Below are 13,347 nucleotides of genomic sequence, written 5' to 3' on the forward strand. Positions count from 1 at the left end.
CATGGACGCCTCCAACGCCACCCTGCGCGCCGTCATCACGCTCGGCGGCACCGTCGCCCGGTGCGTCTACAAGCCGGTCAGCGGCGAGCGCCCGCTGTGGGACTTTCCCGACGGCACGCTCGCCGGCCGGGAGTACTGCGCGTGGCTGCTGTCCGAGGCCACCGGCTGGCGGATCGTGCCGCCGACGGTCCTGCGCGACGGCCCGCTCGGCCCCGGCATGGTCCAACTGTGGATCGACGACGAGTCGCAGCGCGACGAGGCCATGCTGGGCTTCGTACCGGCGAACAAGGTGCCGGCGACGTGGCGGCGCATCCTGTCCGCGCGTGACGAGCGGGGACGGCCGTTCGTGCTCGCCCACGCCGACGACCCGCGGCTGGCCCGGCTGGCCGTCTTCGACGCGGTCGTCAACAACGCCGACCGCAAGGGCGGCCACGTCATCGACACCGTCGACGGCCGTGTCCTCGGCGTCGACCACGGCATCTGCTTCCACACCGAGGACAAGCTGCGCACGGTCCTGTGGGGCTGGGCCGGCGAGCCGCTGCCGGACGAGGCGGTCGAGGTCCTCGAGAAGGTCCGCGCCCAGTACCAGGCCGGCCTGGCCGAGTCCCTGTCGGCGCACCTGACCCCGGCGGAGGTGGCGATGGTGTCGGTACGGGTGGGCGCGCTGCTCCGGTCCCGCACGTTCCCGGAGCCGGACGAGGACCGCCACGCGATCCCCTGGCCCCCCGTCTGACCCACCGCGTCGATCTTGCACTTGTGGTGCCCGGACACGCCGGATGTGCCCGGGTTCGCCGCCACCACAACTGCAAGATCAACGAGGTGGGGGGCGGGGTTCATCACATGCCTGGTGGAGGCTGCTCGCCTATAGGCTGTTGGTCATGGAGTCCTGGACGGCACCGGCGGTGCCCACGCTGCCCCGCACCGGCACCGGTCGCGCCCCCCTCGCACTCTTCGACTCGGCCCGCCGGGAGATCGCCCCGGTCGAGGTCGACGGGCGGCCCGCCACCATGTACGTCTGCGGCATCACCCCGTACGACGCCACCCACCTGGGCCACGCCGCCACCATGATCGCCTTCGACCTCGCCAACCGGGTCTGGCGTGACGCCGGCCTCGACGTCGACTACGTGCAGAACGTCACCGACATCGACGACCCGCTGCTGGAGCGCGCCGCCCGCGACGGCGAGGACTGGGTGGTGCTCGCCATGCGCGAGACGGCCCTGTTCCGCGAGGACATGGAGGCGCTGCGGATCATCCCGCCGAAGCGCTACGTCGGCGCCGTCGAGTCCATCCCGCAGATCGCCCGCAAGGTGTCCGCGCTGATCGCCTCCGGCCACGCGTACACCCTCGATGACGGCACCGGCGACGTGTACTTCTCCATCGCGACCGCGCCGCGCTTCGGCACGGAGTCGAACCTGTCCCGCACCGAGATGCTGCGCGTGGCCGCCGAGCGCGGCGGCGACCCGCAGCGCGCCGGCAAGCGCGACCCGCTCGACCCGCTGCTGTGGCGCGGCCTGCGCGAGGCCGAGCCGGCCTGGGACGGCGGCGACCTCGGCCCCGGCCGCCCCGGCTGGCACATCGAGTGCGCGGTGATCGCCCAGAGCCTGCTCGGCGACCAGATCGACGTCCAGGGCGGCGGCAACGACCTGCTGTTCCCGCACCACGAGTGTTCGGCGGCCCACGGCGAGGCGCTCAGCGGGAAGGTGCCGTTCGCGAGCCACTACGTGCACGCGGGCATGATCGGCCTCCACGGCGACAAGATGTCGAAGAGCCAGGGCAACCTGGTCTTCGTGTCGCGGCTGCGCGGCGACGGCGTGGATCCGATGGCGGTGCGGCTCGCGCTGCTCGCCGACCACTACCGCAACGACCGGCAGTGGACCGACGACGTGCTCAAGACCGGCCAGCAGCGGCTGTCCCGCTGGCGGGAGGCGGCCCGGTCCGGCATCGGCCCGTCCGGCGTGGAGCTGCTCGCCGGGGTCCGCGAGCGGCTCGCCGACGACCTCGACTCGCCCGGCGCCCTGGCCGCCGTGGACGACTGGGTCGACGCGACCCTCGCCGACGCCGGCGACGACCGCGAGGCCCCGGCACTGATGACCACGCTGGTCGACGCGCTGCTGGGGGTCAGACTCTAGAGGACTTCGGCGCTGGCCACAGGTCGGACGGTGGCCAGCGCCGACGCAGCACCCACCGATCACCCGCCGGGCCGGTGCCGGGCAGTGGCACGGCTCGTACCGTCGCGGAATGATGCGCACGAAGCGCCGGCTCCGGCAGGATCGTCCGGCCCGGTGGCGTGGTCGCCGCTGGACTCGGGACGGCGCGTTCCGGGCCGGGTGGCGCGATGATCATGGGAAAGATGTGGCTATCGGGGCAGCCGGGTCTTTCCCATGATCATGAGGTCGGGCGGCACGGCGGCGGGTTGCGGCGGGACGCGCGCCCGAATTGTCGGCCTTGTTCGGCCAGTAAGGGCCGTCGGCCCGGCTCAGCCCAGCGCGAGGCCAGGCTCGTCGTCCGGCAGGCCCGGCCGGGGGCCCGGGATGCGGTACTCCTCGGTGAGCGACGTCATCGGCCCGGGCCATGCCGCCTGGGCGACTTCGATGGGGCGGTGGTCCTCGTCGTACGCGACGTGCAGCAGCACGAGCACCGGCGTGTCCGGACGGATCTGCAGCAGCTCCGCCTCCTCGCGGGTGGGCAGGCGCGCGCTGACCTGGTCGCGGGCGCTGGCGTACCGCCGGCCCAGCTCCTCCTCGACCTCCTGGTAGAGCGGCCGGTCGAAGACGTCGGGCCGCTCGATCGACGTGCCGCGCACGTCGTTGGGCTTGAACCAGGACGCGCCGACCTCGACCGGCGCGTCGCCGGTGCGCACCAGGTGGCGGCGGACCAGCAGCGGCGTGCCGTGGTCGACGCCGAACGCCTCGGCGACGTCGGCGGGGGCGGGCATCTGGGCGACGATCATGAGGTGTTGCCGGTATCGCGTGGCGAGCTCCGCGTGGTAGCCGCGTTCGGCGCCGTAGCGCCCCCGGGAGAGGCGGTTGAGCCGCCGTTTCGTGCCGCGCACGAACGTCCCCGACCCGGGCCGGGTGATCAGCAGGCCCTCGATGCGGAGCTGGTCGATGGTGCGCTGGACGGTCTGCTTCGCCACGCCGAACTGGGTGGCGAGCGCCGGGATCGACGGCAGTCGCTCGCCGGGGCCCCAGTCGCCCCGGCTGATCCGGGCCCGCAACTGGGCGGCGATCTGCCGGTGCGGGAACTCGGCGGCGCCCGGGTTGATGGTCATGGTCGTAACCTAGCCTCCTAGGATGCTCGACGCAAGGAGGCGGGGCTCGCCACATTGTGGGAAGTGGCTACGAGCCGATGGGACGGCGGCTCGTAATGTGGCTGCCATGCAGGTGACACAGTCCGCGAAGCTGGCCAACGTCTGTTACGACATCCGCGGACCGGTGATGGCCGCCGCGAAGCAGATGGAGGCCGAGGGCCACCACATCCTCAAGCTCAACATCGGCAACCCGGCCCCGTTCGGCTTCGAGGCCCCGGAGGAGATCCTCCAGGACGTCATCCTCAACCTGCCGTCCGCGCACGGGTACGGCGACTCCAAGGGCCTGCTGTCGGCCCGCCGGGCCGTGGTGCAGTACTACCAGCAGAAGCAGGTGTACGGCGTCGACATCGAGGACGTGTATCTCGGCAACGGCGTCTCCGAGCTCATCGTCATGGCGCTGCAGGCGCTGCTCGACAACGGCGACGAGGTGCTGATCCCGTCGCCGGACTATCCGCTGTGGACCGCCTCGGTGAGCCTGTGCGGCGGCCGGGCCGTGCACTACCGCTGCGACGAGACCAACGACTGGCTGCCCGACGTCGACGACCTCGCGGCCAGGGTGACGCCCCGCACCAGGGCGATCGTCGTCATCAACCCGAACAACCCGACCGGCGCCGTCTACTCGCGCGAGATGATCGAGCGGATCGCCGAGGTCGCCCGCCGCCACAACCTGCTGATCTTCTCCGACGAGATCTACGACAAGATCCTCTACGACGACGCCACGCACGTGTCCACCGCCGCGGTCGCCCCCGACCTGCTGACGATCACCTTCAACGGCCTGTCCAAGGCCTACCGGGTCGCCGGCTTCCGCACCGGCTGGCTGGTGCTCGCCGGCCCGAAGCAGCACGCCTCCAGCTATATCGAGGGCCTGGACATCCTGGCGAACATGCGCCTGTGCCCCAACGTGCCGACCCAGCACGCCGTGCAGACCGCACTCGGCGGCTACCAGAGCATCAACGACCTGATCCTGCCCGGCGGGCGCCTGCTCGCCCAGCGTGACGTCGCCTGGAAGCTGCTCAACGACATCCCGGGCGTCAGTTGTACCAAGCCCAAGGGCGCGCTGTACATGTTTCCCCGGCTCGACCCGGAGATCTACCGGATCAAGGACGACCTGCAGTTCGCCCTCGACCTGCTGCGGCAGGAGAGGCTCATGGTGGTGCAGGGGACCGGCTTCAACTGGCATCACCCGGACCACTTCCGCATCGTGACGCTGCCGCGGGTCGCCGACCTGGAGGACGCGGTCGGCCGGATCGCCCGCTTCCTGTCGACGTACAGTCAGTACTGACCGCGTTGATCTTGCACTTGTGGTGCCTGACAAACCCGGACATCCTGGGAGCGTCCCGGCACCACAAGTGCAAGATCAACGCTAGGAGGGAGCTACCAGGCGCCGGTCGCGGACGGGCCGGCCTGGCCGCCGCGGCGGCGCAGGTACTTCTCGAACTCCTGGGCGATCTCGTCGCCGGTGAGCGGCTGCAGGCCCGCGTCGCCGGAGCGTTCCTCCAGTTCGCGGACGTACTCGGCCAGCTCGGCATCCTGCTCGGCGGCCTGCTTGAGCCGCTCCTCCCACTCCGCGGACTGCTTGGCCAGGTCGCCGGTCGGCACCGGCAGGTCGAGGATCTCCTCGACCCGGTGCAGCAGCGCCAGGGTGGCCTTCGGGCAGGGCGGGTTGTTGGCGTAGTGCGGCACGTGCACCCAGAACGACACGGCCTCGAGATCGGCACGCACACAGGCGTCGTGGAGGACGCCGACGATGCCGGTCGGGCCCTCGTAGCGGGTCGGCGTCAGGCCCAGACGCTCCGTGGACTCCGAGGACGTGTGCGACGGCGCCGAGCCGCTCACCGGCAGCGGCCGCGTATACGGCACGTCGGCGAGCAGCGCGCCGAGCAGCACGATCCGGCTCACCTCGAGGCTGTGGCAGACCTCGAGGATTTCCTCGCAGAACGTGCGCCAGCGCATGCTGGGCTCGATGCCGCGGATGAGCACGATGTCGCGCTCCGCCTCGGGCGGGGTGGCCACCGAGAACCGGGTCGTCGGCCACTCGATGCGCCGTGTCTCGCCCTCGGACATCAGCACCGTCGGCCGGTTGACCTGGAAGTCGTAGAAGTCCTCGGGGTCGAGTGCGGCGATGGGCTCGGCGCCCCACTCCTGTTCGAGATGTTCGACGACGGCGGTCGACGCGTCGGCAGCGTCATTCCACCCTTCGAACGCGGCAATCGCGACAGGGGAGCGCAACACGGGCAGGCCGTCGAACTCGGTCACGCCCCCAGCCTACGTGTGCCGTCGCCGGATGGCTTGCCGGCCGCGCGGGGTTGTCCGATTCCGGGGGCCATAACCGGGGCCCGCGGTGGACCTCGTCCCACCTGGTGGGCAAGCCTCGGGCAGTGGCCAGGATCGCCCACGCCCGGGGCCGACCGGATGCGGACGTCCCGATAGCCTTTGGAGTATGGCGGACACGTTTCTGACGACTCTCCGTGAGCGGGTGCTGCTCGCGGACGGCGCGATGGGCACCATGCTGCAGGCCGCGGACCTCAGCCTCGACGACTTCGAGGGCCACGAAGGCTGCAACGAGGTACTCAACGTAACCCGCCCCGACGTGGTCCGCGGAGTCCACGAGGCGTACTTCGCGGCCGGCTCCGACGCCGTGGAGACCAATACGTTCGGCGCAAATCTCGCAAACTTGGGCGAATACGGCATCGAGTCGCGCATCCGGGAGCTGTCCGAGGCCGGTGCCCGGCTGGCGCGTGCGGCCGCCGACGCGCACAGCACCCCCGACCGGCCGCGGTTCGTGCTCGGCTCGATCGGCCCCGGCACCAAGCTGCCGACGCTCGGCCACGCGCCGTTCCGGACGCTGCGCGACGCGTACTTCGACAACGCCGCCGGCCTCATCGACGGCGGCGCCGACGCGCTGATCATCGAGACCTGCCAGGACCTGCTGCAGACCAAGTCCGCGATCATCGGCGCGCAGCGCGCCATGGTGTCGGCCGGCCGGACCGTGCCGATCATCTGCCACGTCACGGTCGAGACCACCGGCACGATGCTGCTCGGCTCGGAGATCGGCGCCGCGCTGACCGCGCTGGAGCCGCTGGGCATCGACCTCATCGGCCTCAACTGCGCGACCGGCCCGGCCGAGATGAGCGAGCACCTGCGGTATCTCGCCCAGCACGCGAAGGTGCCGGTCTCCGTCATGCCCAACGCCGGGCTGCCGCAGCTCACCGCCGACGGCGCCTACTACCCGCTGACCCCGCAGGAACTGGCGGAGGCGCTGCAGCGGTTCGTCGTCGACTACGGCGCGGGCCTCGTCGGCGGCTGCTGCGGTACGACTCCCGCGCACATCAGCGCCGTCGCGCGGGCCCTCGACCGCACCGCGCCGCACGGCCGGTCCCCGCAGGCCGAGCCGGGCGTCGCCAGCATCTACCACCACGTGCCGTTCCGGCAGGACGCCTCCATCCTGATGGTCGGCGAGCGCACCAACGCCAACGGCTCGAAGGCGTTCCGCGAGGCGATGCTCGCCGCCGACCACCAGACCTGCCTGGAGATCGCCCGGCAGCAGGCCCGTGACGGCTCCCACCTGCTCGACCTCAACGTCGACTACGTCGGCCGCGACGGCGCGCAGGACATGCGGGAGCTGGCCGGCCGGTTCGCCACCGCCTCGACGCTGCCGATCATGCTCGACTCGACCGAGCCCGAGGTCATCGAGGCCGGCCTGGAGATGCTCGGCGGCCGGTGCATCGTCAACTCGGTCAACTACGAGGACGGCGACGGCCCCGGCTCCCGGTTCGCGCGCATGATGCCGCTGGTCAAGGAGCACGGCGCGGCCGTGGTCGCGCTGACCATCGACGAGGAGGGCCAGGCCCGCACCGCCGAGTGGAAGGTCCGGGTGGCGAGCCGCCTCGTCGACGACCTCACCGGCAAGTGGGGGATGGCCATCGAGGACATCCTCGTCGACTGTCTCACCTTCCCGATCACGACCGGGCAGGAGGAGGTCCGCCGGGACGGCATCGAGACGATCGAGGCGATCCGCGAGATCTCCCGGCTGCACCCGGGGATCAACTTCACGCTGGGCATCTCCAACGTGTCGTTCGGCATCAACCCGGCCGCTCGGCAGGTGCTCAACTCGGTCTTCCTGCACGAGTGCCAGGAGGCCGGGCTCACCAGCGCGATCGTCCACGCGTCGAAGATCCTGCCGATGAACAAGATCCCGGAGGAGCAGCGCAAGGTCGCGCTCGACCTGGTCTACGACCGCCGCGCCGAGGGCTACGACCCGTTGCAGAGGTTCATCGAGATGTTCGAGGGCATCGACGCCGCCTCCGCGAAGGCGTCGCGGGCCGAGGAACTGGCCGCGCTGCCGCTCGACGAGCGGCTCAAGCGGCGCATCATCGACGGCGAGCGCAACGGCCTGGAGGCCGACCTCGACGAGGCGCTGGCCGGCAGGTCCGCCCTGGTGATCATCAACGACGTGCTGCTCGACGGCATGAAGACCGTCGGTGAGCTGTTCGGCTCCGGGCAGATGCAGCTACCGTTCGTGCTGCAGTCCGCCGAGGTGATGAAGTCCGCCGTCGCCTACCTCGAGCCGCACATGGAGAAGTCCGAGAACGACGCCGGGAAGGGCCGGATCGTCCTGGCCACGGTCAAGGGCGACGTCCACGACATCGGCAAGAACCTCGTCGACATCATTCTGTCCAACAACGGCTACGAGGTCGTCAACATCGGCATCAAGCAGCCGATCTCCGCGATCATCGAGGCCGCCGAGACCAAGCAGGCCGACGCGATCGGCATGTCCGGGCTTCTCGTCAAGTCCACGGTGATCATGAAGGAGAACCTGGAGGAGATGAACCAGCGCGGCGTCGCCGAGCGCTGGCCGGTCCTGCTCGGCGGCGCGGCCCTGACCCGCGCGTACGTCGAGGACGACCTGCGCACCCTGTACCACGGTGACGTCCACTACGCCCGTGACGCCTTCGAGGGCCTGGCCCTCATGGACCGGGTCATGACCGCGAAGCGCGGCGGTGCCCCCGTCGTCGACGAGGCGCGGGAGGCGGCCCTCGCGGCGCGGCGGGAGCGGCGGTCCCGCACCGTCGAGCTGCGCGACGACCTGCCCGCCCTCGACGACGCCTCGGTGCGCTCCGACGTGGCCGAGGACGCGCCGGTGCCGGTCGCGCCGTTCTTCGGCACCCGCGTGGTCAAGGGCATTCCGCTCGCCGACTACGCGGCGCTGCTCGACGAGCGGGCCACGTTCCTCGGCCAGTGGGGCCTCAAGGGCGCCCGCGGCGGCCAGGGGCCGACCTACGAGGAACTGGTCGAGGCCGAGGGTCGGCCGAGGCTGCGGTACTGGCTGGATCGGCTCGCCTCCGACCGGGTGCTGGAGGCCGCCGTCGTCTACGGCTACTTCCCCTGCTACTCGGAGGGCAACGACCTCGTCGTCCTCGACGAGAACGGGCACAGCGAACGGGCCCGCTTCTCCTTCCCGCGGCAGCGCCGCGACCGGCGCCTGTGCATCGCCGACTTCTTCAAACCGCGCGACTCCGGTCAGCTCGACGTCATCGGTTTCCAGTTGGTCACGGTCGGCCAGCCGGTCTCCGACTACACCGCCAAGCTGTTCGCCGAGAACGCCTACCGCGACTACCTCGAAGTGCACGGCCTGTCGGTGCAGCTCACCGAGGCCCTGGCCGAGTACTGGCACAAGCGGGTCCGGGAGGAACTCGTCCTGCCGGGCGGCCGCAAGGTCGTCGACGAGGACCCGACCGAGCTCGACGGGCTGCTGCGCACCGAGTTCCGCGGTTGCCGGTACAGCTTCGGCTACCCGGCCTGCCCGGACCTGGAGGACCGCGCGAAGACGGTCGCGCTGCTGCGCCCGGACCGGATCGGCGTGTCCCTGTCGGAGGAGTTCCAGCTCATGCCCGAGCAGGCCACCGACGCGCTCATCGTGCACCACCCCGACGCGTCGTACTTCAACGCCAAGTAGCGCGCGCGACGACCGGCCGGTCAACCGTGTCAGACCGCGGTTGACCGGCCGGCCCGCGATCGCACCACCGGTCGGCGCCGGCCATCATCGCCTTGCGCCGCAGCCGGTCCGCGGCGGCGCCGGCGAGCAGCCCCAGCAGCAGGTCGCGGCCGCCGTGACCGGCGCCGCCGAGGCCCCGGCCGTGAGCTTGGGCACGAACACCGGGATTCCGCGCCGCCGCTTGGCAGGATTCTGGTGTGGCGATGCAGGCGGTGCTCTTCGACATGGACGGAACCCTCGTCGACAGCGAGAAGGTCTGGTCCGTCGGCCTGACCTTGCTCGCCGACCGCTACGGCGGTGAGCTGTCCGACGCGGCGCGCAAGGCGATGGTCGGCACCAACATGACCGACTCCATGCGCATCCTGCACGAGGACCTCGGCCAGCCGATGACGAAGGACGCGACCGACGCCAGCGTGGTGTGGCTGGAGGAGCGGGTCAAGGAGCTCTTCCACGGCGGCCTGGTCTGGCGTCCCGGCGCCAAGGAGCTCCTCGCGTCGCTGCGGGCGGCGGACGTACCGCTGGCGCTGGTCACCGCCACCCACCGGCACCTCGTCGACGTGGCCCTGGTCACCATCGGCGCCGACAACTTCGACGCCGTCGTGGCCGGCGACGAGGTCGACCAGACCAAGCCCCACCCGATGCCGTATCTCACCGCCGCCCGCCTCGTCGGCGCCGACCCGACCCGCTGCGTGGCTGTGGAGGACTCGCCGAACGGCGTCCGCAGCGCCCGCGCCGCCGGCTGCGCCGTCCTCGGCGTCCCGTGCGAGGTCGACCTCGACGCGGAAGGCGTCACGCTCGTCGGCTCGCTGCTCGACGTCGACGTCGACTACCTGCACAAACTCGTCGGATAGCGGTGCTGCCGGACGCTCAGCGGATCCGTCAGCAGGGCGGCGGACCCGCTCACTGCTCCGTGATGATCTGGATGAGGTTGCCGCAGGTGTCGTCGAAGACGGCCACGGTCACGGTTTCGAGGTCGGTCGGCGGCTGGGTGAACTCGACGCCGGCTGCGCGGAGCCGCTCGTGCTCGGCGTAGACGTCGTCGACCGCGAACTGCGCCACGGGGATGCCGTCGGCGACGAGAGCGTCGCGGTAGGGCCGCACGGCCGGGTGGCTGATCGGTTCGAGGAGCAACTGGGGACCGTCGGGCGCGTCGGGCGAGACCACGGTGAGCCAGGAGTGGCTCCCGACGGGGATGTCGTGGCGTTTCCGGAAGCCGAGGACGTCGGTGTAGAAGGCGAGCGCCTTGGCTTGGTCATCGACATACACACTGGTCAGCGAGATTCTCATGTCGTGCTCCGGACTGATGCCACGCCTTCACCATAGGCAAGTCGCTACTTGCGAGTCAAGGCGGGCGAGGTGCTCGACGCACTGCGACCGCCCGTACCGGCGGCCGCAGGACCCGCCGAGGTGGGCCGGTGACCGTGCGGCGTCAACCGGCACCGCCTCGGCGGGTCGGACCGGGACCGTCCCGGTCTCGGCTGTGAACAGGCGCTAGTCGTGGGCGATGGCCTGCAGGACGTTGACCCGTGCGGCGCGGATCGAGGGCAGGACCGCGGCCACCACGCCGACCAGGGCGGCCAGCAGCAGGTAGGTGGCCATCTGCTGCCACGGGAACGCCACCCGGGTGAAGCCCTCGTCCTTGAGGGCCTTGACCACCGAGGCGCCCAGGCCGACGCCGACGCCCAGGCCCAGCAGCGCGCCGAAGACCGAGATGACCACCGCCTCGACGGTGACCATCCGCATCGTCTGCGCCCGGCGCATGCCGATCGCCCGCAGCAGGCCCAGCTCCCGGGTCCGCTCCAGCACCGACAGGGCGAGGGTGTTGACGATGCCGAGGACCGCGATGAGGATCGCGAGGGCCAGCAGGACCTGGATCATCGTGAGCAACTGGTCGAACTGCGCCGCCTGCTGCGCCACGAACTCGGCCCGGTTCGCGACCGACACCTCAGGGTTGTCCGCGAGCAGCGCGTCGACCCGCTGCTGCACATCGGCGACCGCGGTGCCCGGGGCCACCCGCACGAAGCCCCAGGACGGTTGCGGGCTGCGGAAGTCCTTGATCACGTCGCCGGAGACGACCATGCCGCCGGTGACGTCGCTCGTGTTGTACACACCCACGATCTTGATCTTGTGGACCTCTCCGTGGGTGAACTGGATGTCGACCGTGTCGCCGAGCTTGAGGTTGCGGTCCGTCGCATTCCGGGCGTCGATGACCGCCTGGTCGGTCCCGGTCCACCGCAGCTCGCCGGACGCTGCGGTGAGCTTGAACATCCCGGCGTAGGCGGCGATGTCGGGCGCCGCCGACACGCCGCGGTTCTCGCCGTTGACCGAGGCGAAGTCCCAGTACTCGCTCGCGACGCTCGCCACGCCGGGCAGCTTCGCCGTCTCGGTCATCACCTTCGGGTCGAAGCGGGCCGGGCCGGTGTTGTCCCCGTCGCCGGAGATGATCAGGTCGACCGTCACGTCCTTCTCGACCTGATTGCTCAGGCTCTGCTTGGCCGAGGCGAGGATGACGTTGACACCGGTGATGAGCGCCAGGCCGACCATCAGCGCCGCCGCGGTGATCGCGGTGCGCCGCGGGTTGCGGCCCGAGTTGAGCCGGCCCAGCTTGCCCGGCACCGACCAGGAGAACAGCCGGCCCAGCAGCGACACGACGGGCCGGGCCAGCAGCGGGGTGAGCAGCGCGACGCCGATGAAGGTGATGAGCACGCCGCCGAGGATGAGCCACAGCGTGTTGTCACCGCCCTTGCCGGCCAGGCCCAGGCCCAGCAGCGTGCCGCCGGCCGCACCGACCAGGGCCCCGCTGACGGTGAGCTTCGTGAGCGGCCGGTCCGGCGTCGCCACCTCCTGCAACGCGGCCATCGGCGGGATGCGGCTCGCGCGCAACGCCGGCAGTACCGCCGCCACCACCGTCACCACCAGGCCCACCACGAACGCGCTGACGACCGCCGTCGCCGGCACCCCGACGCCGGCCAGGGTCACGCCGCTGACGTTGCCGAACACCCAGGCCAGCAGGACCCCGACGCCGATGCCGGCGGCCAGGCCCAGGACCGACGCGATCAGGCCGATCGCGACCGCCTCGATGAGCACCGACCCGAGGGTCTGGCCGCGGCTGCCGCCGAGCGCGCGCATCAGCGCCAGCTCGCGGGTCCGCTGCGCCACGATGATGGAGAACGTGTTGAGGATGAGGAACGTGCCGACGAACAACGCCACCCCGGCGAAGCCGATCAGGATGTTGTTGAAGAAGCCGAGCCCTTCCTTGACGCCTTTGACCGTCTCGTCCTGCGACTGCTTGCCGGTCTTCGCGAGGTAGTCGGCGCCGAGGGCGGCGGCGACGTCGTCACGCAGCCGCTCGTTGGTGACGCCTGGGGCGGCCTTCACGTCGATGCTGCTGTAGACGCCCTTCTCGCCGAGCATCAGCTCCTGGGCGACCGGGGTGGTGAACGACACCTCCAGGGCCCCGCCGAGGGAGTCGCGGTTGCCGCTGTACCCGAAGATGCCGACCAACTTGAAGGTCTTCTTGCCCGGCTGGAGGGTCAGGACACCGACTTCGTCGCCGACCTTGAGCCCGGCGGCCTTCGCGGTGGTCACGTTGACCGCGATCTCGTCGTCGGCGGACGGGCCGTGGCCCTCGCGCAACTGGAGCAGGTCGTTGGTGCCGGTCCAGTTCCGCCCGATCCGCGGCGGGCCGAACGTGGTGACGACCTTGCCGTTCTTGCCGACGACCCGCGCGCCGTCCGCGGAGGCGATGCCGGTGGCGCTCGCGACGCCCGGCACGGCCTTGACCTTGTCGAGCACCGAGGCCGGGATGTTCGCCGAGGTCTCCGGGCCGTCGAACTCCGCGGCGGTGACCTTCGGCTTGGCGGTGACGCTCACGTCCGTGCCCTCGAAGACCGACTTGAACAGGCTGTCGAAGGAGCGGCCCAGGGTGTCGGTGAGCACGAACGCGCCCGACACGAACATCACCCCGAGCACGACCGCGAGGGCCGACAGGGTGAGCCGCAGCTTCCGGGAGAGGAGGCTCTTGATCGTGGCTCTCAGCATC

The 13,347-nt window shown here is 70.9% G+C and carries 9 protein-coding genes; 5 read left to right on the plus strand and 4 right to left on the minus strand.

Translation table 11 applies throughout. The annotated features are described in order from the left end of the window. The first annotated feature begins 1 nt into the window (after window position 1). Both Drose_RS17380 and mshC read left to right on the plus strand, forming a co-directional pair. Complete coding sequence (locus Drose_RS17380) at window positions 2–733, plus strand: SCO1664 family protein (RefSeq protein WP_260729734.1); 732 nt, start codon at window positions 2–4, stop codon at window positions 731–733. 145 nt (window positions 734–878) lie between these two features. Next, on the plus strand, window positions 879–2,129 hold the full coding sequence (gene mshC, locus Drose_RS17385; protein WP_260729234.1) for a cysteine--1-D-myo-inosityl 2-amino-2-deoxy-alpha-D-glucopyranoside ligase: 1,251 nt from the start codon (window positions 879–881) through the stop codon (window positions 2,127–2,129). Between the two features lie 347 nt (window positions 2,130–2,476). Here the strand turns inward: mshC and Drose_RS17390 are convergent, their stop codons facing one another. After that, window positions 2,477–3,271, minus strand: coding sequence for a GntR family transcriptional regulator (locus tag Drose_RS17390; protein ID WP_260729235.1), 795 nt, complete (start codon window positions 3,269–3,271; stop codon window positions 2,477–2,479). A gap of 106 nt (window positions 3,272–3,377) precedes the next feature. On the opposite strand from Drose_RS17390, the gene Drose_RS17395 reads away from it, so the two are divergent. Beyond that, entirely contained in the window at window positions 3,378–4,592 is a 1,215-nt protein-coding gene (locus Drose_RS17395) for a pyridoxal phosphate-dependent aminotransferase (RefSeq protein ID WP_260729236.1), read from the plus strand. 92 nt (window positions 4,593–4,684) lie between these two features. Here the strand turns inward: Drose_RS17395 and Drose_RS17400 are convergent, their stop codons facing one another. After that, entirely contained in the window at window positions 4,685–5,566 is an 882-nt protein-coding gene (locus tag Drose_RS17400) for a PAC2 family protein (protein WP_260729237.1), read from the minus strand. Window positions 5,567–5,750: 184 nt separating this feature from the next. Between Drose_RS17400 and metH the strand changes: the two genes are divergently transcribed. Together metH and Drose_RS17410 are read left to right on the plus strand one after the other, a co-directional pair. Beyond that, window positions 5,751–9,266, plus strand: a complete 3,516-nt coding sequence (gene metH, locus Drose_RS17405; RefSeq protein WP_260729238.1) for a methionine synthase — start codon at window positions 5,751–5,753, stop codon at window positions 9,264–9,266. Between the two features lie 251 nt (window positions 9,267–9,517). Further along, window positions 9,518–10,156 carry an HAD family hydrolase gene (locus tag Drose_RS17410; RefSeq protein ID WP_260729735.1) on the plus strand — a complete coding sequence of 213 codons (639 nt, stop codon included), beginning with the start codon at window positions 9,518–9,520 and terminating at the stop codon, window positions 10,154–10,156. A 49-nt stretch (window positions 10,157–10,205) separates the two neighbouring features. On the opposite strand, the gene Drose_RS17415 is transcribed toward Drose_RS17410, so the two are convergent. Next, a complete protein-coding gene (locus tag Drose_RS17415; RefSeq protein ID WP_260729239.1) occupies window positions 10,206–10,592 on the minus strand; it encodes a VOC family protein in 387 nt (128 codons plus the stop codon). Between the two features lie 204 nt (window positions 10,593–10,796). Beyond that, window positions 10,797–13,346 carry an ABC transporter permease gene (locus Drose_RS17420; RefSeq protein ID WP_260729240.1) on the minus strand — a complete coding sequence of 850 codons (2,550 nt, stop codon included), beginning with the start codon at window positions 13,344–13,346 and terminating at the stop codon, window positions 10,797–10,799. Window position 13,347 lies beyond the last annotated feature (1 nt).

Origin of the sequence: Dactylosporangium roseum (genome assembly GCF_025264685.1) — a bacterium.
Taxonomy (GTDB): Bacteria; Actinomycetota; Actinomycetes; order Mycobacteriales; family Micromonosporaceae; genus Dactylosporangium; species Dactylosporangium roseum.